This is a genomic window from Thalassotalea fonticola (assembly GCF_032911225.1).
GTDB classification, from domain to species: domain Bacteria; phylum Pseudomonadota; class Gammaproteobacteria; order Enterobacterales; family Alteromonadaceae; genus Thalassotalea_A; species Thalassotalea_A fonticola.
In genome coordinates, this window is sequence record NZ_CP136600.1 from 3,483,560 (window position 1) to 3,508,030 (window position 24,471).

The 24,471-nt window shown below is 38.5% G+C and carries 17 protein-coding genes; 7 read left to right on the forward strand and 10 right to left on the reverse strand.

The window, feature by feature from the left end; genetic code table 11:
- Positions 1-8: 8 nt before the first annotated feature.
- Positions 9-1,247, reverse strand: a complete 1,239-nt coding sequence (locus tag RI844_RS14230) for an MFS transporter (protein WP_348395330.1) — start codon at positions 1,245-1,247, stop codon at positions 9-11.
- Between the two features lie 110 nt (positions 1,248-1,357).
- Positions 1,358-2,380 carry a LacI family DNA-binding transcriptional regulator gene (locus tag RI844_RS14235; protein WP_348395331.1) on the reverse strand — a complete coding sequence of 341 codons (1,023 nt, stop codon included), beginning with the start codon at positions 2,378-2,380 and terminating at the stop codon, positions 1,358-1,360.
- A gap of 199 nt (positions 2,381-2,579) precedes the next feature.
- Between RI844_RS14235 and RI844_RS14240 the strand changes: the two genes are divergently transcribed.
- On the forward strand, positions 2,580-4,844 hold the full coding sequence (locus RI844_RS14240; RefSeq protein ID WP_348395332.1) for a TonB-dependent receptor: 2,265 nt from the start codon (positions 2,580-2,582) through the stop codon (positions 4,842-4,844).
- A 79-nt stretch (positions 4,845-4,923) separates the two neighbouring features.
- Here the strand turns inward: RI844_RS14240 and RI844_RS14245 are convergent, their stop codons facing one another.
- Both RI844_RS14245 and RI844_RS14250 read right to left on the reverse strand, forming a co-directional pair.
- Positions 4,924-5,157, reverse strand: a complete 234-nt coding sequence (locus RI844_RS14245) for a hypothetical protein (protein ID WP_348395333.1) — start codon at positions 5,155-5,157, stop codon at positions 4,924-4,926.
- 405 nt (positions 5,158-5,562) lie between these two features.
- The gene (locus tag RI844_RS14250) at positions 5,563-6,810 is read right to left on the reverse strand and encodes a c-type cytochrome (RefSeq protein WP_348395334.1); all 1,248 of its coding nucleotides are present in this window, start codon (positions 6,808-6,810) and stop codon (positions 5,563-5,565) included.
- 298 nt (positions 6,811-7,108) lie between these two features.
- Here RI844_RS14250 and yihA point away from each other — a divergent pair, with 298 nt between their 5' ends.
- Complete coding sequence (gene yihA / locus RI844_RS14255; RefSeq protein WP_405054488.1) at positions 7,109-7,786, forward strand: ribosome biogenesis GTP-binding protein YihA/YsxC; 678 nt, start codon at positions 7,109-7,111, stop codon at positions 7,784-7,786.
- A 494-nt stretch (positions 7,787-8,280) separates the two neighbouring features.
- A complete protein-coding gene (locus tag RI844_RS14260; protein ID WP_348395336.1) occupies positions 8,281-8,403 on the forward strand; it encodes a hypothetical protein in 123 nt (40 codons plus the stop codon).
- 340 nt (positions 8,404-8,743) lie between these two features.
- Here RI844_RS14260 and polA read toward each other — a convergent pair whose 3' ends face one another.
- On the reverse strand, positions 8,744-11,500 hold the full coding sequence (polA, locus tag RI844_RS14265; RefSeq protein WP_348395337.1) for a DNA polymerase I: 2,757 nt from the start codon (positions 11,498-11,500) through the stop codon (positions 8,744-8,746).
- Between the two features lie 561 nt (positions 11,501-12,061).
- The gene (gene gorA / locus RI844_RS14270) at positions 12,062-13,411 is read right to left on the reverse strand and encodes a glutathione-disulfide reductase (RefSeq protein ID WP_348395338.1); all 1,350 of its coding nucleotides are present in this window, start codon (positions 13,409-13,411) and stop codon (positions 12,062-12,064) included.
- 491 nt (positions 13,412-13,902) lie between these two features.
- Between gorA and prlC the strand changes: the two genes are divergently transcribed.
- The 3 genes from prlC to RI844_RS14285 are packed head-to-tail and all read left to right on the forward strand — an operon-like array spanning position 13,903 to position 17,513.
- Positions 13,903-15,945 carry an oligopeptidase A gene (prlC, locus tag RI844_RS14275; RefSeq protein ID WP_348395339.1) on the forward strand — a complete coding sequence of 681 codons (2,043 nt, stop codon included), beginning with the start codon at positions 13,903-13,905 and terminating at the stop codon, positions 15,943-15,945.
- A gap of 42 nt (positions 15,946-15,987) precedes the next feature.
- On the forward strand, positions 15,988-16,704 hold the full coding sequence (locus RI844_RS14280; RefSeq protein WP_348395340.1) for a DNA-3-methyladenine glycosylase I: 717 nt from the start codon (positions 15,988-15,990) through the stop codon (positions 16,702-16,704).
- A 59-nt stretch (positions 16,705-16,763) separates the two neighbouring features.
- Positions 16,764-17,513, forward strand: coding sequence for a class I SAM-dependent methyltransferase (locus tag RI844_RS14285; RefSeq protein WP_405054489.1), 750 nt, complete (start codon positions 16,764-16,766; stop codon positions 17,511-17,513).
- A gap of 1 nt (position 17,514) precedes the next feature.
- On the opposite strand, the gene ubiK is transcribed toward RI844_RS14285, so the two are convergent.
- On the reverse strand, positions 17,515-17,769 hold the full coding sequence (gene ubiK, locus RI844_RS14290; protein ID WP_348395342.1) for a ubiquinone biosynthesis accessory factor UbiK: 255 nt from the start codon (positions 17,767-17,769) through the stop codon (positions 17,515-17,517).
- A gap of 170 nt (positions 17,770-17,939) precedes the next feature.
- Between ubiK and rep the strand changes: the two genes are divergently transcribed.
- Complete coding sequence (gene rep, locus RI844_RS14295) at positions 17,940-19,970, forward strand: DNA helicase Rep (RefSeq protein ID WP_348395343.1); 2,031 nt, start codon at positions 17,940-17,942, stop codon at positions 19,968-19,970.
- A 125-nt stretch (positions 19,971-20,095) separates the two neighbouring features.
- On the opposite strand, the gene RI844_RS14300 is transcribed toward rep, so the two are convergent.
- From RI844_RS14300 to rpoH, 3 genes are all read right to left on the reverse strand, one after another.
- Positions 20,096-21,178 carry a GGDEF domain-containing protein gene (locus RI844_RS14300; RefSeq protein WP_348395344.1) on the reverse strand — a complete coding sequence of 361 codons (1,083 nt, stop codon included), beginning with the start codon at positions 21,176-21,178 and terminating at the stop codon, positions 20,096-20,098.
- An 89-nt stretch (positions 21,179-21,267) separates the two neighbouring features.
- Positions 21,268-23,274 carry a putative bifunctional diguanylate cyclase/phosphodiesterase gene (locus RI844_RS14305; protein WP_348395345.1) on the reverse strand — a complete coding sequence of 669 codons (2,007 nt, stop codon included), beginning with the start codon at positions 23,272-23,274 and terminating at the stop codon, positions 21,268-21,270.
- Positions 23,275-23,461: 187 nt separating this feature from the next.
- Positions 23,462-24,331: an RNA polymerase sigma factor RpoH gene (gene rpoH, locus RI844_RS14310; RefSeq protein WP_348395346.1), complete on the reverse strand. Its 870-nt coding sequence runs from the start codon at positions 24,329-24,331 to the stop codon at positions 23,462-23,464.
- Positions 24,332-24,471 lie beyond the last annotated feature (140 nt).

Consider the following 24,471-nt stretch of genomic DNA (forward strand, 5'->3'; position numbering starts at 1 on the left):
CTTTCATGTTACGGCTTAGCTACAGAATGCTTTTGGGTTGAGGTTTTAAAGAAATATAAGCTAATTAAAATCAGCGCCATTGGTACGATAGACATATAAAATGCTCTTTGCCCGCCAAATTCGGCAAAGATAAAACCGGTAATGATAGAGCCCGTTGTGCCACCAAGAGCTGAAAAAATCACGATTAAGCCTGTCATCGCGGCATGTTTTGAGCGTTCTAAGCTACTTAACATCACCGAATTTAAAACAGGATAAACAGGTGCCATAATCAAGCCTATTAATGGTAATAGGTAAGCAGCAATAGGTGCATTAAATACGTTGGTCACTGGCTGGTTTGGCAGATCACTGGTTAAAGGTAATATCAGCAGAATAATCATCACCATCATGACTAAACAACCATTTAAGAATGGATACCAATTAATATAACGCAATATTTGACCCGCTAATAATCGTCCAATAGCAAGAGCTGCGGCAAATATACTGGTCATTTGCACACTGACGTCAGTTGGTAGTCGTAAAATTTCACTGTTAAATGTGGGTAACCAGGTGCCGATGCCTTGTTCGATTAACACATAAAGAAATACTGAGATCACAAAAACCAGTACCAGAGGCTGATAGCTCATTCTTATCATGTCAACGAAACCTTCAGTAGTAGATGACTTAATTTTATCAGTGTTGGGTTTACTGATAGGAGAAAAGCCAACCAATAATAAGGTTAGTAACGTTATTCCGGCAAGTGGGTAATATACGTTAAGCCAGTCGGTAGACTCAGCCGATAAAGGGTCGACATATAAACTGAATAACCAATAACCAGATAAACTGCCAAGCATAAATATGCCCTCTATGGTATTGAGCAATGATGAATGTGCTTTGGTTGAATTGGTTAATTGGCCAATTATCGAATATACGGAAACTTTAACTAAGGCAAATGAAACACCTATGCAGGCAAATAATAGCTTAATGATCAGAAAGTTACCGACAATGGGGGTAACCAAACAAGCAATGGTTACGATCAACAAACCTATCATTAAAGCCATTTTATAACCGATTCGAGGGATTTGTGATGCAATGAAAAATGAAACAAATGCGATCGATAAGTCTTTGAAGCCTTCTAAAGTACTCGCTTCCGGCTTAGTTATCCCCAAACTATTGATAGATTGTAAAATAACGGTACCTACGCTATTGAGTAATATAGCAAAGACAAAGTAACTCGTGGCAATTGCAGCAATGATAATAAATCGAGGCATCAAATAGACTCATCTTGTGGATATTTACCCTCAGTCTATATTCGAAATGAAATAATTGCAAACGTTTGCAATTATTTGTTGGATATTAATCCTTTTAATAATATGAGCAATTAGTGAGTACGAGAGGAGTTACGCTCAATCAATTCAATATCAATGACAGTTGATTGTGCCGCTTGCCCATTAAGTTGTTTAACAAGTTGCTGCACCATTATTTTTGCCGCCGATTTAGTATCTTGCTTGATGGTTGTTAAAGAAGGATGCAACAGTTCTGCCATAGCAATATCGTCAAAACCTACAATGCCAACATCGCTTGGAATGCCTATGTAGCGCTCTTTTAGTGCCTTTAAGGCTCCTAATGCAACCATATCACTGGTCGCAACAACACCATCAAAAAATAATCCTTTTTCCAGAATGGCGGCTGCTATTTTATCGTAGGCAGCTTTGCTGGTAATATCACAAGATAGAGTCAAATTGCGGCGAACATCAAGGTTGAATTCTGTTAATGCCCGAATATAACCTTTATGTCGTTCGCTCATTTCGGCATGTTCAGGATCACCTAAAAATAGAATGTTTTTACAAGCGCCTTCAATCAAGTGCTTAGTCGCGAGATAGCCACCTAATTCGTTATTACTCCCGACAACAGAATAGTTCGATAAACCTATAGGATCTCCCCAGACCACTAGAGGTGCGCCAGAGTTTGCTACTTTTTCAATGTTATCAGTGCTTTTACCCTGACCAATGACGATGATCCCGTCAGCTCTGCTACTGCTGATAAAATAATTAGCCCAATCTTCGGTAGCCATTAATGAATTGGAAAGTAAAAGTTCATAACCCATTTGGTTAAGCTCTTGGTTTAAATCGCCAACAACCTTCAGTAGAAATGGATCGCTAATACTCTGATCGGTACTGTCTGTCAGGTTTAAAATAACCGCGACAACATTGGTTTTTTGGGTTCGCAGGCGACTGGCTGCGCGATTCAAACTAAAATTATGCTCTTTCGCTAATGCCTGTAATCGTTCTCTAGTTTCTTTTTTTATCAAAGGGTTATCATTAAGTGCCCTTGATACAGTAGACGTCGAAACCGATGCTAGTTTTGCTAGTCCCGCTAACGTTATTTTATTTTCATTGGCCAATTGAAATTACATCCTAGATAGCATTTGTTGAATTATCACATAATCAGCCAGTTTTGCAATCGAAAGCAGATTAAATTACAAACGTTTGCAAAATTTAATTGCAAACGTTTGCATTTGGATCTATATTTAATTCGGGGAAGGAAAAATATTCAATAAATGCAACATTTGTTAATGTTGTTATATTAAGAGAGAACGAGACATGACCAATACATTTAAACTAACGTCCATTGCAATGGTAATTGCATGTACCTGCACAGTTCAACAAAGTTTGGCGGCAGAGCAACCGGCAGCAGATACAACTAATGATAATGTTGAAAAAATTATTGTTACCGGTACTTTTAGTGGTAAAGCGGTTAAAAAAGAAGAAGCAAGTTTTGCCATCAGCTCTTTTTCTGAAGATGATATTAAAAAATTAGCACCTAAAAGCACCGCCGATCTTTTCAAGGCTGTCCCGGGTATATGGGCAGAAAGCTCAGGTGGTGTTTCTGGAGCAAACGTATTTGTTCGTGGCTTCCCTGGTGGTGGAGATGCACCGTTTCTTACAGTTCAACTGCAAGGGGCACCCATTTTTCCACCACCAACTCTTTCTTTTCTTGAAAACTCTACGTTATTTCGTTTGGATGAAACGGTTGAGTTTATGGAAGCACTACGTGGTGGCCCAAACCCGGTAGTATCAAATGGACAACCAGGTTTAACCACCAACTTCTTATTGAAAGAAGGCTCTGAACTTACCGAAGGGCTAGTTAAATATTCAACCTCGGATTATGGCTTACAGCGCATTGATGGTGTCGTAAGTGGCAGCTTAGCCGACGATTTATATTTCATGATTGGTGGCTATATTAAAAGCTCTCCAGGAGTTAGAGATGCAGGCTTTAATGCGGAAGAAGGTAATCAATTTACCATTAACATTACTAAAAAATTAGACGATGGTAAGATTAACCTATATACCCGTCAAACCGATGATCACGGCGTTTGGTATCTACCTTCGCCATTAAATGTTGATTCAGTTGATAATGAATATACTCAAATTGGTACAAACAACCGTCAGGCGACTATTCAATATGGTGCCGATAACACGACAGAAACAATAGATTTCGGTAAAGGCCGAGGCTGGGATGGTTCAGTTTCTGGTGGTAGCGTTGACTTAACGCTGGCCAATGGCTGGGATTTGGTCGACCGCTTTATTTATACTAAAGGTAATGCAGATACCTATGGTTTAGTGCCAAATGGTGATCCTGCCATGCTGTCAACAGTGGCAGATAATGGTAATACTGCCTTTGGTGCAGTAACAGGAGCTGAGTATGATGGCTCTACTATGGTTCAACAAATTGGCCGTTGGGTAGTAAAAAAAGAAATTGAAGCATTCACCAATGATTTCACCTTAACCAAAAGTTTTGACAAAGGCACATTTACTGTCGGTTTTTACAATTCTACCTTTTCCGCAAAAGATTGGTGGGCACTAGGCAATCAAGCCTATCATGTGGTTGAATCTGGTGGTGAAATGTTAACTGGCATTGATTGTAATGATAACCAAGATAGTTGTGGTTGGAACTACGATATCAACAGTATTGGCGATGGCTCAACCCAAGCGCTTTACGCCGCAGCATCATACGATATAACTGACAGTCTCACCATAGATGCCGGTGTAAGAAACGAAAATCATGAAATTGAATACACCGTTGATGAAGGTTTAGATGGCGTTATAACCAAGGCGGTATCCTACGATGAAACAAGCACCGCCTGGACTGTTGGTGTTAACTGGATGTTTACTGATAAGCAGGGGGTCTTTGCCCGAGTAAGTGATGGTAGTAAAATGCCATTTTTTGATGATTTTAGAGATAACTTTAGTGCTTATCAAGATGGCGAAGATTTAATTAAAGAAGTGAGCCAATATGAATTGGGTTATAAACTTGCCAGCGACAATTTTGAATTGTATGCCACAGGATTTTTCAATGAAGTAAAAGGTGACACTTTTGTCACCCAGCCTGGAGCACCGGCGCAAGTATTAACGAACGAAGCCTATGGTATTGAGTTAGATTTAAATTACTACACGGATGGTGGTTTCTCTGTGAATTTGAACTCAACGGTGCAAGAAACCGAAATTACCGAAAGCCCGGATAATCTAGGAAATGAAGCACAAAGACAGCCGAGCTGGCAAGTACGGATGACACCGAGTTATGATATTGATTTTTCAAACGGAATGTACGCGACCATTTACGGTACCGTTTCTGCCGTAGGCGATCGTTATGCCAATAATGAAAATACGGTAACATTAGAAGGTTATGAAAAAGTTGATATTGGCTTGCTGTTGAACATCACTGATGAAGTTCAAATGCAGTTAGCGGTGAGCAATTTAACCGATGAAGATGCGTTAACTGAAGGTGATCCGCGTGATTCATTATCATCAAATGGTCGTTATATTTTACCAAGAACGATAGATTTTAGTGTCAGCTACCAGTTCTAACAACTAACTCTCTTCCAAATAAAACTTTAGGCTATTCGTGATGAATAGCCTTTTTTATCGAAAATATTTACATGCCTTGTTAAGCACCATCCTTTCTAATTTTCAAATCAGGGATATCGGTGGCACCTATTGCATGTAAAACAATGCCAACCATAAAGAAGAAAAATGTTGTGGCGCCAACGGTCGCTTTAAAAATTTCAGTGGCATCAGCAGAATTAATCACTAAAAAACCACAGGCAACAGCCGCAATAATAAAGCAACAAATGGAACAGAATGAGGAAATTTTTTGTAATAAACGTTTGTTGGTTTGCATAGTCTCTCTGTGGTTCATTTAATTATTTATACCGAAGTATACAGGCAAATAGGATTAATACCTTGATACGGGTCAAGCTCATATCGTTTATCATGAAATTCACACAAGGTTAACATAAGCAGATTTTGATCCTTATCAAGTACCTGACCAAATTAATCAAGTAATATAAGCCTATCTTTTAAATAGAGGGGAATATTATGGGTTGCTGTGGCGCTTGTGGTGGAGAAGAGAAGAAAGCTGTTGAAGAGCAGGAACAAACTCAAGAGACTGCTGATACAACAGAAGAGTAAATGTGATTAAGTAAAATACTTTTAAACAGATGTTTGTATGTAGAACAACAAAAAAGCGACCTAAAGGTCGCTTTTTTAATTCAGGATGATGTCCCGTCCTGAAATAAGTATTAGCTTATTTTAAAGAAGACATATATTCAGCAACTGCAGCAATATCAGCATCAGTTAATTTTGCGGCAATGTTTACCATCATTGAATTCATATCATTATGACGAGTACCATCGCGGAATTTAGCAAGCTGCGATTTCAAGTAATCTACATTTTGGTTGCTAACGGCAGGGAATCCAGCTAGTGCTGCGCCTTTACCGTCAGTACCATGACAGGCGATACAAGCAGTGATTGCTCGAGTCGCGTCACCGCCTTGGTATAATTCCATGCCAACTTTATTCGTTTCTGTTGTCGATACTCTAGCTTTTTGGCTAGCAAAGTAAGCCGCTAAGTCTTGCATATCTGTTGGTGATAAAGCCGCGACCATACCTGCCATTACTGGATCGTTACGTCCTTCAGGGCCTGCTTTAAAATCAGCTAACTGTTTAGCAAGGTAGTTTTCATGTTGGCCAGCCAAATTAGGATACATAGCAACTAAGGCATTACCGTCTGCGCCGTGACATGATGCACACATTGCCGCTTTAGCTTTACCTGCTTCAACATCACCAATAAATGTTAGTTTTGCAGCAGAAGGCTTTTTAGCCGCCACTGTGGCTACCGCTGCAGGGTCTTTAAAGTAAGCACCTAAATCAGCAACATCTTGCTCAGTTAAGTTTTTAGCAACAACATTCATTGAAACGTTAGTGCGTGTTTCATCTTTAAATGCATTTAATTGTTTTGCTATGTATTCAGGATGTTGCTTAGAAAGATTAGGGTTAATCAGCACATCCGAGTTACCTTCTTTACCATGACAAGCGACACAAGCAGTGATACCGCGAGCAGTATCACCATTTTCGTACAAACTTTTACCTGTTGCTGCGTCAGCAACCATGGTTGGCGTTGCTAAGGTAGCGGGTGCCGGCGTTGCAGATGTTGAAGAAGAATCTGTTGCTGCTGTTGCACTTTCACCACTACGGCTGAACGTTGCAAAGTAAGCTGCTATATCACTCATATCTTGATCAGATAAACCAGCAGCCATCGGTGCCATAACAGGGTCTTTACGAGAGCCATCTTTAAATGCTTTTAATTGCTTTGCAATGTAATCAGCATGCTGGCCAGCCAGGTTAGGGTAAGCATCCGCAATACCAATACCATTTGCACCGTGACAACCCGCACAAACGGCTGCTTTAGTTTTGCCTGCTGTCGCATCGCCTGCAGCAAATGCATTGCCTAATAACCCGCAACCTAATATTGCTGAAATAATGATTTTTTTCATAGATGTTCTGCCTGTTAATACCGTGGAATTCAGTTTTATACTGATTATTCCCTTTAAAAGCGCTTTTTACTAAGTGATCTGAAACGTTAAAGCAAAGTTTAATGTTTTCAGTTTACCTAGAGTGATAAAAAATTTACGCTATTTTACACAATTCCCACGTTTGTGTAATGGTTAATGGCTAATTTTCGACAAAAAGATTAGTTTATTGCCTTTGTGACCCCGATTACAAAAAAACACTGCCTCAAATTGTTAAAAACAGGATATAATTGAATAAGTTATTTTATTTATGTTTTTATTTATGGTGGATCCCGCTTTGACAACTCCTCTGGTTAATTTACATGTTGCCAAATTTGAGCTTAGTGCTCCTGACATTCGTCGACTTCCCGCTGACAGCGGTATTGAGGTTGCGTTTGCCGGTCGTTCTAATGCGGGTAAATCTAGTGCTTTAAACACACTAACGAATCAGAAAGCTTTAGCCCGAACAAGTAAAACCCCAGGTCGTACCCAGTTGATTAATGTTTTTGATATTCGAGAAAACCGTCGATTAATTGATTTGCCAGGTTACGGGTTTGCTAAAGTTCCTTTAGAAATGAAGAAAAAATGGCAAAAAGCATTAGCTGAATATTTAGAAAAGCGGATGAGCTTAAAAGGTTTGGTCTTATTAATGGATATTCGTCATCCGCTAAAAGATTTAGATGTAGACTTAATCAACTGGGCCAATGATTGTCAGTTGCCAACTTTAGTTTTATTAACTAAGGCTGACAAATTAAAACCCGGTAAACGAAATTCTGAAGTACTACAAGTTCGCAAGAAATGTGTGACTATGCATGACAATATCAAAGTCCAAGCATTCTCATCATTAACTAAAGTTGGATTAGAACAGGCTACTGCCGCCATTAGTGACTGGTTTATCAATATCGAACATCAAGAATTGGTCGATATTGAAGATGAAGAAGAATTCGACGAAAACGAGTAATTTAAAACTTATTTCTTACAAAGAGCCTAACGGCTCTTTTTTTTGCCTCGGATAGTCTATATTGAAAAATGCACTAATACTCAATGTATGTTGTTAGGACAATGTAGGGAACATTTGCTGAAGAGTAATTTTTTGTTTTTACTTCAAGGATGAAAATCACCAAGAAGGGTATTAAATTTGTAAAGTAGGGTGCAGCAATAGCAACTTAATTATGTATTGAAACTGCCCATATATTTCAGGCAAAAAAAAACCAACGTCAAGGACGTTGGTTAGAAAGCTTATGGGGAAGCTAGAAAACAAAAGTTATTACAACAAGAATTCCGTTAGGAATGAGGCTATATTAGAGTGTTCACTCTAGTTTGTAAAGTATTTATTCTAAGTTTTATTACATTTTTGTAAAAAATATGAAATAAATAGGCTTTTTTTCTTAAGTTTTATTTGTCGATTGAATGTTTATGTAGTTTTATTACATAAATGCTCGGCTAGTAAAGTGTTTGGCAGCAGGTGCTATTCGTGGTCTTGAGGTTAAAGGTGTATTTTTTTATGCTGAAATTTTAATAAATCTGGCAGTTTTTTCGATTGTTTCCACAATGTCGCGTTACCAAGGTAAAAAATAAGCTTATTTTGTATTAATGACGAGCGCTGTTTTCTTATAGTTTTGAATTTTTAAAGAGTGTAGAGAAAATTAAATTTAGATCTGACCCTATTTATTTCAGGCAAAAAAAACCAACGTCAAGGACGTTGGTTAGAAGCTTATGGGGAAGCTAGAAAACAAAAGTTATTACAACAAGAATTCCGTTAGGAATGAGGCTATATTAGAGTGTTAACTCTAGCTTGTAAAGTATTTATTCTAAGTTTTATTACATTTTTGTAAAAAAAATGAAAAAAAACAGCATTTATACGCTGTTTTTTATCTGCTTCTGTAACTTTTTGTAATTTTATTACATTTTTGTTTGTTTAATGCGCTTGCTGCCAGTTGTCGCCAGTACCGGCCTCTGAGATTAAAGGCACATTTAATTGCACCGCATTGTCCATAATTTCAACTAATTTTTCGGTTGTTTCCACAATTATGCTTTCTTCGACTTCAAAAATTAGCTCATCATGTACCTGCATGGTCATTTTTATGCGCGGATCATTATTTTCTATCAGCCATTTATCAACTGCGATCATCGCCTTTTTAATAATGTCTGCGGCGGTACCTTGCATAGGCGCATTTATTGCTGCCCGTTCAGCGGCTTTGCGTCTTGCACCGTTTCTAGATTTAATCTCAGGTAGAAATAGTCTACGGCCAAATAAGGTTTCAACATAGCCTTGTTCAGTCGCTAGTTGTCGGGTATCTTCCATATACTCTAATACGCCAGGGTAGCGTTCAAAGTAGGTGTTCATATAGTCTTGTGCTTTACCACGAGCAATGCCTAGCTGCTTGGATAAACCAAACGCAGACATACCGTAAATCAAGCCAAAGTTTATTGCCTTAGCACTACGACGGTGATCTGCCGTCACTTGCTCCAATTCGATGTTAAATATTTCAGCGGCAGTTGCTTGGTGAACATCCCTACCTTCAGCAAATGCAGACAATAGACCCTTATCATTCGATAAGTGCGCCATAATACGCAATTCAATTTGAGAATAATCTATTGCGAGTATTTTATAACCGGTTGGAGCTACAAACGCCTGGCGAATTTTTTTGCCTTCTTCACTACGGATAGGAATGTTTTGTAGATTAGGATCGGTTGAAGATAAACGCCCAGTTGCCGTTACTGCTTGATGATAAGAGGTATGCACTCGTCCAGATTTTTCACTCACCATTAATGGTAATTTATCTGTATAAGTAGATTTTAATTTACTTAAACCACGATGCTCAATAATCAATTTAGGCAATGGGTAATCTAAAGCCAGCTCTTGTAAAACTTCTTCAGCTGTAGAGGGAGCACCTTTTGGGGTTTTCTTGATCACCGGTATGCCTTGCTCTTCAAACAAAATTGTTTGTAATTGTTTTGGTGAGCTTAAGTTAAAGCTTTTACCGGCAACATTGTGCGCTTGGATTTCTAGTTCATCTAAACGCATGCCCAGTTGATGACTTTGTTCGATTAATAAATCAGAATCAATTAGTACACCCGTTTGTTCCATGCGCGCAAGCACCGGCATAAGTGGCAATTCGATTTCGTTGAAAACTTGCTTTTGCTCGGCTTGTTTAGCTAATTTTGGCCAAATGGCTTGGTGTAAACGTAGAGTAATATCAGCATCTTCGGCGGCATAATGACCAGCTTGCTCGATATCTATTTGGTTAAAGGTAAGTTGCTTCTTGCCTTTGCCGGCAATATCTTCAAAGTGTACGGTTTTGTAGCCTAGGTATTTCTCAGCCAAGGCGTCCATGTTATGGCGAGTAGACACGCTGTTTAAACAATAGGACTCAAGCATAGTATCAAAACCAATACCTTGAATTGTTATGCCATAATGACTTAACACATTGGTATCATATTTTAAATTCTGCCCGATCTTCAAAATTTTGCTGCTTTCTAATAATGGCTTAAATTGTTCTAATACCCAATCGAGTTCTAATTGCTCTGGAGCATCGATATAATCATGAGTAAGTGGCACATAAGCTGCTTTTCCAGCTTCAATAGCAAATGACAAGCCTACTAATTTGGCTTCCATATAGTTGACACTAGTGGTTTCAGTATCAAAGGCAAATTCGTTACAAGCGTTTAATTTATCCAACCAGGTTTGTAAATCTGCTTTGCTTAAAATGATGTCGTATGAACTTTCAATGGCGTCAGGCAATTCATCTTCTTCGTCAACTTCTGTTTCTTGTGCTGCACTTTTTGCTGTTGGGTTATCACTTGTCGTATTGCCTTTATCAAGATCGGCGAGCAAACGTTTAAGTTCAAACTCGGTATACATTTCACGTAATGTATCGGTATCTGCAGGTATCGCTTCTATTTCATTAATCGGCTGTTCCAGTTCTACATCCAGCTTGATTGTAGCTAATTCATAAGAAAGCGGTAATTGTTCAAGGGCTGCTCGCAGGTTTTCACCGATTTTACCTTTAACAGAATCAGCATTGGCAATAACATTGTCTAAGTTTTCATGTGCGGTGAGCCATTTTACTGCGGTTTTAGGGCCGCATTTTTCAACACCAGGGATGTTATCCACCTTATCGCCCATTAACGCCAAGTAATCGATTATTTGATCGGGGCGCACGCCAAACTTTTCAATTACACCATCAACATCCATTGCCACATTCGTCATGGTATTAATTAAGGTAACATGCTCGGTAACCAACTGTGCCATATCTTTATCGCCGGTTGAAATTACAGTTTCTAAGCCAAGGTTGCTGGCTTGGTCTGCCAAGGTACCAATAACATCATCTGCCTCTACACCATCTATAACTAATAATGGTAAGCCCATTGCTTTAATGATTTTATGAAGCGGCGCAATCTGGCAGCGTAAGTCATCAGGCATTGGTGGACGGTTAGCTTTATATTCAGGATATAAATCATTGCGGAAGGTTTTGCCTTTGGCATCAAAAATAACAACGATTTTTCCCGTAGGATAATCTTTTTGCAGACTTTTGATCATATTTAATACGCCAGTAATTGCACCGGTGGGATGACCATCTTTTGTCGAAAGCGCTTGTAAATAAGGCACATAATAAGCACGAAATAAGTAAGACGAGCCGTCAACGAGAATATAAGGGGAAGATTGAGTCATGATATTTTTTATTGTCTTTAAAATTACTGGCAATAGAATGCCATATATTTGCTGAGTTTGGTATTGGTACTAATCATAAAAAACTATGAATATATCGAGCATCTGTGGATAAGTCTGTTGAAGGAATTGCTAAGCCCACCTGCTACAAAGAAACTTAGCGAGTGTAAAGTGCCTGTAAGGCTTGTTAATTATGATGTTCGGAAGTTACAAATGACCGTTTCTATTTATTATTATTGGTAAAATAGATGTGGATAATTTTTCCATAAATCCCAAAAGGTAAATACTACTGAGGCTAATTTTTCCTAAATGGGACAATGATACTAGCAGAAAGGTTTTTTAAAACAAACGTTTATTTAACATAATATTAATAAAATAAGTTAATTTAAAAGTCGTCTTTTAATTAAAAAAAATGATTGCCCAGTCAAGCAAAGGCTTGCAGCTAAATTGAGTAAGGAAAACAAGAACTGCAGCTTTTTAGTGGGCAAAATAAAGAAGAAAAAAAGCCTGTTTATCCGAATAAAATTCTAATAAACAGGCGTGTTGAATTTGCGATCTGGAAAGTTAACGCATAGTAACGAATTCTTCAGCTGCAGTTGGGTGAATTGCAACTGTGTTATCAAAATCAGCTTTAGTGGCGCCCATTTTTACCGCCACCGCAAAACCTTGTAGCATTTCATCACTACCAAGTCCGATACAATGCATACCGACAATTTTTTCATTTTTTCCTTGGCATATTAATTTCATTCGACATGGTTGTCTATGCTGAGTAACAGCCGTATACATAGAAGTAAACTGCGATGTGTAAACAGTTATATCTTCATCACCAAATGAAGCGACCGCTTGCTGCTCAGTTAATCCGATGGTACCAATTGTTGGATGTGAAAATACCACTGTTGGGATCAAGTTGTAATCTAGATGTTCATCGGTTTTACCATTAAATAAACGCTCAGATAAACGACGCCCTGCCGCGACCGCTACCGGCGTTAACTGTGCACGTCCGGTGTTGTCACCAACAGCATAAATGTTATCTACGCTGGTGTTTTGGTATTTGTCAGTATCGATAAAACCGCGAGAATTTAACTCTAGGCCTGTCGCATTGATATTGATGTTATCGGTAGCAGGCTCTCGGCCTATGGCCCAAATAAGAGCATCAACAGTAATTGCTTCTCCATTTTCCAACTCAAGAGTTAAGCTGTTGTCTTCATTTTTAATGACTTCTTTTGGAGTACAATGAGTTTTAAGTGTTGGCCCCTCTGCTGCCATGATTTCAACCAAGGTGTCTGACATCATGTCATCAAAATCACGCAATGGTTTATGTTTACGCACTAATAATGTTGTTTCACTGCCTAAAGCATTTAATACTCCGGCAATTTCTACAGCAATATAACCCGCGCCAACTACAGCAACGCGTTTAGGTTGTTCAGTTAATTCGAAAAAACCATCAGAAGTAATGCCATATTCAGCACCTGGGATATCTGGCACACTAGGGCGCCCGCCCGTAGCAATTAAAATGTTGTCTGCAGTATAGGTTTCGCCATTTACTTCAATGGTATTTTTATCAATAAATTTACCAAAACCATTAATAACGGTAACATTATTTTTAGCCAGACCATTGTCATATGACTGATGAATTCGAGAGATGTAAGCTTGACGACTCTCAACAAGTTTCGCCCAGTTTAGTTTTCCTGCAGTCAAATCAAAACCGTAGTCTTGAGAGTAATGTACGGCATCGGCAATTTGACCGGCATACCACATTACTTTTTTAGGAACACAACCAACATTAACGCAAGTACCACCCAAAGCTTTTGCTTCTATTAATGCGCACTTCTTACCATGCATAGCAGCACGGTTTATCGAAGCAATTCCGCCACTGCCGGCACCAAGGGCGATATAATCAAAATGTTGACTCATGAATAATTCCTAAATAAGAGTTATACCCGCCACCATTCAAGATGCAGGTTTCAGAGTGCTTGAGCGATTCCAATACAAGGCGCAGTTATGTAGTAATGGTTATTCCCTTACAAATAGCTGCAACGAAGTAGTGGGATTGCTCAAGCGCTTCTTCGATGGGTTTAAAAGCAATTTATGCCGCGTTATTAAATTGAACAATGGAATAACCATTCTCTAAATTTAATACCTTGCCTAAATTGCTTTTAACTCCCACTGAAATCCCGCCTTTGAATGGCGGCGGGTATCTATACTAATAATTGTGCTCATTGACACATATTTCAACTATAAGAGTGAAGTTTCACGATTTTAATTTCAGCAGCACTGTCAATGGTAACGGGTATACATAAATAAAAGCGCCCATAATGGCTTTTTTTTGATTGTTACTTGAATAATTCCCTTAAAGCACTTATCTCTAGTAGTATTACTATCTCCCTAACTTTATAAGCAGCATTATGAGCAACCCATTATTAGAGCAAGCAGGCCTTCCTGAGTTTTCAAAAATTAAACCTGAGCATATTAAGCCGGCAGTCGAGCGAGCTATTGCTAACGGTAAAAAAGCTATTGAACAAGTAGTTGCCAGTAAAGGTCCTTATACCTGGGATAATTTAGTTGCTTTTATTGATGAAGCTGATGATCAGTTAGAAAAAATGTGGTCGCCAGTGTCGCACATGAATTCAGTAGTAAATAGTGACGAATTGCGTGAAGCGTACGATTCATGTTTAGCAATGCTATCTGAATACGGTACTTGGGTTGGTCAACATGAAGGTTTATTTAATGCTTATCAACAACTTGCCAGCAGTGAAGAATTCAACACTTTAAATAATGCACAACAAAAAGTCATTACCAATGCTTTACGTGATTTTAAACTATCGGGTATTGCTTTAGCTGATGATAAAAAAGCACGTTATGGTGAAATTCAGACCAAACTATCAGAGCTTGCTTCTAATTTTAGCAACAACCTATTAGATGCAACCGGTGCCTTTTCGGTAAATATTACCGATGAGAAAGATTTAACCGGCTTACCAGACAGTGCTCTAGCTGGTGCGAAACAAATGGCCGAAGCGCAAGAAAAGCAAGGTTGGTTGTTCACCCTTGATATCCCTAGTTACTTACCGGTAATGATGTATGCTGACAATGCTGATTTACGTGAAAAAATGTATGTGGCATACGTTACACGGGCATCAGATAAAGGTCCTAATGCAGGCGAATTTGATAATTCAGCATTGATCACTGAAACCTTGGCGTTACGCCATGAAGTTGCAAAGCTTTTAGGCTTTACTAATTACGCTGAAGAATCACTTGCCACTAAAATGGCCGAGAATACCGAACAAGTATTAGGGTTTTTAGAAGATCTGGCGAGTAAATCAAAAGCGCAAGGTGGTGAAGATTTGCAACAGCTAACTGACTTTGCAAAAGCTGAATTTTCTGTTGATAAGTTAAACCCATGGGATTTGGCTTATTATTCGGAAAAATTAAAACAAGCCAAATATTCGATTTCAGATGAAGACTTACGCCCATATTTTCCAGAAGATAAAGTGGTAGCGGGGCTATTTGAAGTCGTGCACCGTTTATATGGTTTAACCATTAAAGAACGGACAGGTGTTGATGTTTGGCATAAAAATGTCAGTTTCTTTGATGTTTATGACAATAGCGAAAACTTACGTGGTAGTTTTTATTTAGACCTATATGCTCGCGACAAAAAACGCGGTGGTGCCTGGATGGCAGATTGCGTTGGTCGTCGTCAACTAAGCAAGAATACCGTGCAATTACCGGTAGCATTTTTAACGTGTAACTTTACTAAGCCCGTGGGAAGTAAACCGGCACTATTTACTCATGATGAAGTCGTGACGTTATTCCATGAGTTCGGTCATGGTTTGCATCACATGCTAACCAAAATAAATGCTGCTGGCGTCGCTGGTATCAATGGCGTACCTTGGGATGCAGTAGAGTTACCAAGCCAATTTTTAGAAAACTGGTGCTGGGAGCCAGATGCATTAGCATTTTTATCCTCACATTTTGAAACCGGTGAGTCTTTACCGCAAGCTATGTTAGATAAAATGCTGGCGGCGAAAAATTTCCAATCAGCGATGCAAATGTTACGTCAGTTAGAGTTTAGTATTTTTGATTTTAAAATTCATGCTGATTTTGACGCTAATGTTGAAAATCAAGTACAGCTAATTCTCGATCAGGTACGCGCTCAATACGCCGTTGTTAAAGCGCCGGAGTTTAATCGTTTTCAACACAGTTTTGGCCATATTTTTGCTGGTGGCTATGCCGCAGGTTATTATTCTTATAAGTGGGCAGAAGTCCTATCAGCCGATGCATACTCGCGTTTTGAAGAAGAAGGCATCTTCAATCCTGTTACTGGTAAAGATTTCTTAGAATGCGTACTCGAAAAAGGTGGTTCACAAGAGCCTATGGCGTTATTTAAAGCATTCCGCGGCCGTGAACCGCAAGTAGATGCTTTATTACGTCACAGCGGCATTAACGCATAAAATAATTGGGGTCAGATCTAAATTAATAGGGTTAGGTTAAACATGGAAAAAATTCAGTCCATTTATCAGCGGGCAATTGATCGCAAAGGCGGAGCAGATAATGTTGAGCTTTTACTTTCGCCATACCAAACGCTGGCAAATTCAAATACAGAATTGGCTAAATTGGGCAACGATAGGTTTTTGGCTGAATTTACCAAAAAGGTCTTTCAATCTGGTTTTGTTTGGCGCGTGGTTGAAAATAAATGGCCGAGTTTTGAAGAGCATTTTTTCGATTTTAATATTGAAAAAATATTAATGATGCCCGATGAGATGCTTGAGCGTAAGGCGCAAGATCCTAAAATTATCCGCAACTTTAAAAAAGTGCAAACCATAAAAGCTAACGCTCATATGATTCATGATGTTGAACTAGAGCAGGGCAGTTTTAGTGAGTTTATTGCGGCCTGGCCTGAAGAAGATATTATTGGTTTGTGGGCTTACCTTAAAAAGCATGGCCAACGCTTAGGTGGTAATACTGGGCCATATGCGTTGCGAACTTTGGGGAAAGATACTTTCTTATTAAGCCGGGATGTGGAAAGTTATTTTCGTAATCATGAGCTAATTACTGGCGGGCTTACCAGCAAAACAAGTTTAAACACCATTCAGCAATGCTTTAATGAATGGCGCGCACAAAGCGGCTTTAGTTTAAAGAAAATTAGTGGATTGATTGCTTTAAGTACCGGTGATAATCATTTTCATGTAGAACAGGTTCCTGCAACGTAATGGCAGATCCTAATGCTATACCACATTGTTTAGTGTTTGCTGATAGTTTTAATAACATTATGCGAGCTGAAAATGCCGCGCAAAAATGGGGCTTACCTTATGGTGGTGAATTACGTGATTTAAATAAAGTGAAAAGCCCTTTTTACTTATTAGCTACCGATCACCAATTAGAACTGCATAAAACAGACGAGCCAAAATTAGATGGTATTGTTGTTGACTTTATTGGTGGCGCTGTCGCTCATCGGAGAAAGTTTGGCGGTGGTCGTGGTCAAGATATTGCCAAAGCAATTGGCTTAAAGCATGGCTTTCAGCCTAGTGTATTAGACGCTACAGCTGGCCTTGGCCGAGATGCTTTTTTATTAGCAAGTTTAGGCTGCAAAGTTACCATGATGGAACGTCAACTGCCTGTTGCGGCATTATTAGACGATGGCTTAGAGCGTGGCAAGCTTGATGCTGATATTGGTGACTGGCTCAGCGAACGATTAGGGTTAATTAACGCATCATCAATTGATGCTATGGCAAAGCTAACAGATATTGATGTGGTTTATTTAGATCCTATGTACCCGCATCGAGAAAAATCTGCAGCGGTAAAAAAAGAAATGCGCGTATTTCAAACCCTAGTAGGCAGTGATCCTGATGCCGATGAATTATTAGATCAGGCATTGGCTTTAGCAAAATACAGAGTAGTAGTAAAACGCCCTAGTTATGCAGAACCATTAAATGGCAAAAAACCATCCACGAGCATCAAAATGAAAAAAAATCGCTTTGATGTTTATGTCAACAAGGGCATTCCAAAAGCTGAACCTTAAATTATTCAGCGTTATCTATTTTTTCTTCGAGTTCGGCGATTTTAGCAGCCATTTCATCGAGCTTAGCTCGTGTTTTTATCAATACTTGCGTTTGCACATCAAACTCTTCACGGCTAACAACATCTAATTGTGATAATTTGCTCTGTAGTACTTGCTTTGCTTTTGCTTCAAAGTCTGTTGCTACATTTTTTACACCTGGTGGAATTGCTTCGGTAATTTGCTTGGCGATATCTTCAATTTTCTTCGCGTTAATCATAATGGTCTCGTTGGATTAATTTCTCAAATAGATAGCGCATATAATAGCGACTATTGACCGCTAAGCACAGACTTTGAATAAATTTGTTAACACTTCTTGGTAATTGAAGAATTATATAAAAAAAACAGGTAAAATTGCCTCTTTTAAAATCTGACTATAAAATCATATAAATGAAACTTAACCCTGGACAAAATGAAGCAAAAAACTACGTAAGCGGACCATGCTTAGTATTAGCCGGTGCTGGTAGTGGCAAAACAGGGGTTATTTGTCAGAAAATATCGTACTTGATTCAGGAATGCGGCTATAAAGCTCGAAATATTGCCGCGGTAACTTTTACCAATAAAGCTGCTCGTGAAATGAAAGAGCGAGTAGGGAAAATGCTTGGTAAGGATTTAACCCGAGGGCTCATGGTTTCAACCTTCCATTCTTTAGGCCTTGATATCGTTCGTCGGGAAATTAAAACATTAGGGTTTAAGCCTGGTTTTACCTTGTTTGATGATCAAGACTCGTTGGCTTTGTTAAAAGAACTTACTGAAAAAGAGCTCGATGGTGATAAAGAATTATTGTCACGTTTGCAAAGTATGATTTCCAATTGGAAAAATGATCTGATGTTGCCTGAGGTCGCCTTAAAAAGAGCGAGCGGCGCTGATGAGGTATTATTTGCTGAATTTTATCAACGTTATCATCAAAATATGCGCGCCTATAATGCGCTCGATTTTGATGACTTGATCATGATCCCAACCCTGTTATTACGTAACTATGAAGATGTACGTCAGCGCTGGCAAAAAAAAATTCAGTACTTATTAGTCGATGAGTATCAAGATACCAACACCAGCCAATATGAATTAGTTAAAAATTTAGTTGGTGAGCGCGCACGCTTAACGGTGGTTGGTGATGACGATCAGTCTATTTATTCATGGCGCGGTGCTAAACCACAAAATTTAGTGTTGCTTGGTAAAGACTTTCCACAATTAAAATTGATTAAACTGGAACAAAATTATCGCTCCAGTGGCCGCATATTAAAGTGCGCCAACATTCTTATTGCAAATAATCCTCATGTTTATGACAAAGCTCTTTTTAGTGAACTTGCCTATGGACCAGAGCTTCGAATAGTAAAAACAAAAAATGAAGACCACGAGGCAGAGCGAGTTGCCGGTGAGTTACTTGGCCATCGTTTTTTAAACAAAAGCCAATTTAAAAATTACGCTATTTTGTATCGAGGCAACTTTCAGTCACGAGTGATAGAAAAAGTACTAATGCAGAATCGCATTCCATACAAAATAAATGGCGGCACGTCATTTTTCTCACGTTCAGAAATTAAAGATATTATGGCGTATTTACGCGTTATTGTTAATCCTGATGATGACAATGGCTTCTTACGTATCGTCAACGTACCAAGGCGTGAAATAGGTCCGGCAACATTAGAAAAACTCGGTACCTATGCCAATATACGCCAAATCAGTATGTTTGCTGCTAGCTTTGAGTTGGGTTTAGAACAACATTTAACCGGTAGAGGTTTAGCGCACGTACAAAAATTCACTCGCTTAATTGTAGAAACAGAAGATAACGCCACCCGAGGTGATACCGCCGCAGTGCTTCGAGGTTTTATTCAAAGTATTAACTATGAAGATTACCTGTACGACACATCTCCTAGCGCGAAAGCCGCTGAAATGCGGATGAAGAATGTTACCCAACTTTTTAGTTGGGTCACTGATATGCTTGCTGGCGATGATGAAAATGAACCGATGACATTAGCGCAAGTAGTCACGCGCTTAACCTTACGCGATATGATGGAAAGGGATGAAGAGGAAGGAGAAGCTGATCAAGTGCAATTGATGACATTACATGCATCCAAAGGTCTGGAGTTTCCGTATGTCTTTCTTATTGGCATGGAAGAGGGCATGTTGCCGCATCAAACAAGTATTGATGAAGAAAATGTTGAAGAAGAACGTCGATTGGCTTACGTGGGCGTAACAAGAGCACAACGAGAGTTGATTTTTACCTATGCGCAAGAGCGCAGACAATATGGTGAAGTTATTCGCACCGAACCTTCAAGGTTTTTATATGAAATGCCGCAGGATGACTTAGCCTGGGAACAAGGCGGACAACGCAAACAAAGCGCAGAAGAAGCTCAAAATAAAGGCAAAGCAGGTGTTGCAGGTTTAAGAGCGATGCTAGACGCTAAAAAACAAGCTAAATAAGTTTTTGCGCCTGCGGATATGGTACTTCGTATCTTCGAATATATAGCTACGCTATTTCGAATACGCTGACGCTTCGATAGCTGCTGCGTAATTCGAAACGTAATGTCTTCTAGATTCGTTCCTGATTAAGCCATTTGCTCAATAATATCAATGTTGCCAACGCCCATACTTTTAGCTTGAAATAACGCGGTGTCGGCAATCGAAACTAATTCACCGATAGTGTTACTGGAATTACGAACCGCGATTCCCATACTAATGGTATTGAAAATGGTTTTATTACCAGAGCTGATAAAAGGCGAGTTTTCTATTTGTAGGTTTAACTTGTTAGCAAACTTTTCAGCTTCTGCTTTGGTATATTCAGGCAGGGTAATAACAAATTCTTCACCGCTAATGCGGCCAACCTTTTCTCCATTCTTACACATATGGTTGATTACATTCGCGAAATAAACTAAATATTCATCACCAACTAAGTAGCCATGTTCATCATTTACTCGTTTAAAGTTATCCAAATTGGTTAAAATTAACGAGAATGGCCGACTATTGGTATTGGCTATTTCTAGTTGTTTTTGACCTTCCTCAAAAAAGTAATTTCGATTTAAACAATTGGTTAATTTATCAGTTGTTGCGGTTTTATTTATTTGCATCTCGTGTTGACCAATTTGTTGATTAAACATTGCCGAAATCACCACCAGTTCAAGCATGATAAAAAATACTACTGATTGATAAATAGTGCTATTTAGGTCACTCGATAATATGATTAAAGGATCTGGATTTAATGTATTTTCACAATAAAAAAATAATAAAGTAGCCAAAATAGAAAGAGCTATTTTTTCTTTCTGCTGGTCTAATTCAAATAACAAAAATGCACCGGAAGGCACTAGAAAGTAGAATAAATGAAAGCCAGATTCTTTGCTGACAAAGATGTTTGTGCATACCCATACGTGTAACATTAGTACGCTAAAAAACCAGAGTTTTGCATTCGTTATGGCACGAAAGCGCATAAATAATAATCCAAGAGCGTAACTAATGGTAAAGGCTAAGTTAAACAGGCCGACTTTTACTTCATTTAAAATAAACAGATATAAAAGCGTATAAATGGCCGAGATGAACACGGTAAATAACGTAACCCAGTTGGTAGTCTTTATTTTATTAGCAACATTAAATGGTTGAAATTCAGCGCCAGTATTGATGATTTTGGAGATAGACATGAAAAAATTTGCTCAACTAGATCGCTTAAGGCCAACTAATCTTAGCTCATTAATAAATAAAATGTAAATAGAGCAATTCTTTATGCCTTTTATGCACAGTGGTCAATCCCGTTATCATCTTTATCGGCTTTGATAGCTTCTGGTTCACTAATAAAGAACCCCTGACCATATTCACAACCCGCTGCAATTGCTTTATCTAGTTGTGCTTGCGATTCTATGCCTTCTGCAATTAATCTAAAACCAAAAGACTCACCAAGAGCAGATAAACTTTTCGCTAACTCCCAATTTCTAATATTGTTGATAAATGAGCGAACAAAATGTTGTTCTAATTTAATAAATTCGAAAGGATAGTTATTTAAGTAGTTGATTGATGATTGACCAGAGCCATAATCATCAAGGGCAAGTCTTACTCCGGTTTTTTTAAGTAGTTTTAAATTTTTTAATGAACGTTCTGGTTGCTGGTTAAACGCTTGCTCATTAAACTCAATAATTAAGCGTTCTGGTTCATTAAAGTGATGTTGGATCAGCTTACTAAGTTGTTGTACTGGTTTTGTTTGAAATATGTGTTTGCCAGAAAGGTTGATGCTGATAAATATGCTTTTCAACTCAGGTTGAACGTCCCAGAGCGCTAATTGTTTAGCTACACTAGCAACTACCCAATTTTCAATTTCAATGATTAAACCTGTTTCCTCAGCTAACGCTAGAAAGCTAGAGGGTGTTAATAATCCTTTCGTCGGATGTTGCCACCTTAACAACGCCTCATAACCGATAATGGCTGAGCTATTCAAGTCTGCTATTTTTTGATAGTTAAGCACAAACTCTTTTTTATTAACCGCCTGGCGTAAGTCTTGCTCAAGAGTAAGGCTTGCTAACAATTCTTCCCGCATACTGTCGTCAAAGAACATTAAACGACCTCTACCCATAGCTTTAGCTTGATACATTGCTGCATCTGCATCACGTAATACATCAGTCGCTTGTTTATAATGTTGATCGCAAATGGCAATACCAATGCTAGTGCTTGTAAACAATTGTTGGCCATCAATCTGAAATGGCTGTCTAGTTGCATCAATAATACGGTTTGCAATATCTTCAGCGTCATCTGCATGCAGCAAAGTATCAAGCAATACGACAAATTCATCGCCGCCTAAGCGAGAAACTATATCGTTACTACGTATACATTCTAAAATACGATCAGCAATTTGAATTAATAGCTCATCACCGACATTGTGCCCTAAGGTATCATTAATTACTTTAAAGCGATCTATGTCGATAAATAGTACGCCAAATCGATGATTTATATGACGTTTTAAATGTTTAATAGAGTGCTCTAAACGTTCGGTAAACATTGCCCTGTTCGGTAATTTAGTCAGCGCATCGTGGTGAGCATCATAATAAAGTTTAAGCTCACTCTTTCGACGCTGCTCAACTTGTTGCCGCAAGTTGAAATTGCTTTTTTGCAGGTTTTTAGTCCGATCGAATATGATGTCTTCTATATCTTTACTGTACAGTTTCAGCTGGTCATTGGCTCTATTTCGATGAATTGCAGCTGCAATTTGCAACGCAACAAATTTAATCATTTCTAAATTTGTTTGTGCTTTATGGTTAGGGTTTATAAAACCCTTCACCCCAACTATGCCAATGGTTATGCCTTCAACTAATAATGGCGTAGCTAACCATACATCAATAAGATGTGTTTGCGATTTTCGTGTAGGGAAGGGCCTTTCAGTAATACTGTTGTCACTATTTAAAATACTAACTTGATCGTGATTGATTAATACCGGGTTTGAAATATGATGAATAAAGTCAATTATATCTGGGGTAAGTTGTTGTTCAATAGGAGAGCAATTAAGTTCATCAATATAAAAGTGTTCAGCCTGACTAAAATTTGCCTGTGTATATAACTGGATATATAAATTTTCAGCAGGAAAGTACTTTTGAATGACTTGTTGCAATGCAGGATAAAAGCAAGACATATCCGTAACTGAACAACAAAGCTCAGAAAGTTTTAATAAGCCAGTCTGAACTTTCTTAGTTTGTTTATATTGCGATAAAACAGACTTGAGCTTTTTTATTTTGGGGACTGTTCTTCCTGCCATATTCTGCCTTTGTTCCTTCAAAGTGCCTTTTTACATTGCTTATAAGTTTAGCAGTGAATCAAATCTTGTCGAATTTTAGATACAAGCCCACTCAAAAGGCCATCCCTGCCTGTCGTGGATAAAAATATCCATATACAAAAAAGCCAGGCTAAACCTGGCTTCTTCAATATAATACAGGATTGCACAATTAGTGTTCTGCAATAGAGCCTTTTAATTTGTTTAAGGCATTTTTTTCTAATTGGCGAACTCTTTCTGCTGATATTTGATATTTATCGGCTAAATCTTGTAGTGTTGATTTATCGTCGGTTAACCAACGTGCTCTAATAATATCTTGGCTACGCTCATCAAGACTGGTAATTGCCTGGCTTAGCTGATTATTAACATGGTTATCCCAATTTGAACTTTCAACTTGCTCTGATAAGTCTGAACTGTGATCTTCTAAGTATTGTGATGGCGAAAAGCTGCTAGTTTGGTGACCAGCATCATCATCGCTATCGGTTAGGTCAAACGCTTGATCACTACTTGCCATGCGGTTTTCCATCTCAAGTACGTCTTTTGTTGATACACCTAAAGTTTCAGCCACAGTATGTACTTCGTCATTACTAAACCAACCCAAGCGTTTTTTGTTTTTACGTAGGTTAAAAAATAATTTACGTTGTGCTTTCGTGGTTGCAATTTTAACAATGCGCCAGTTTTTTAGTACGAATTCGTGAATTTCAGCTTTTATCCAATGCACTGCAAAAGATACTAAGCGTACGCCTACTTCTGGATTAAAGCGCTTTACCGCTTTCATTAGCCCGACATTACCTTCCTGGATAAGATCAGCTTGTGGTAATCCGTAGCCCGAATAACCTTTTGCTACATGAATAACAAAACGTAAATGTGACATGATTAACTCTTGTGCCGCATTTAAATCGCCATCGTAATGTAGACTAGAGGCGAGTTCGTGCTCTTTTTCAGCCGTAAGCATTGGAATGCTATAAGCTGATTGCATGTATGATTCAATGCTGCCACTTTGTGGGACAGTAAGTGCCATTGATTGCATTGTATTACTCATTTCTACCTCTTCTAAAACCTTGTTTTTCGCTATTTCTGACACACCTATAAACTAGGTGGACTTTGGATACTATCATAGCTTTTTTGAGATCGCTAATTTAAAAAATAGCTTAATTTAATCGAAAAAAATGTAGCATTTAA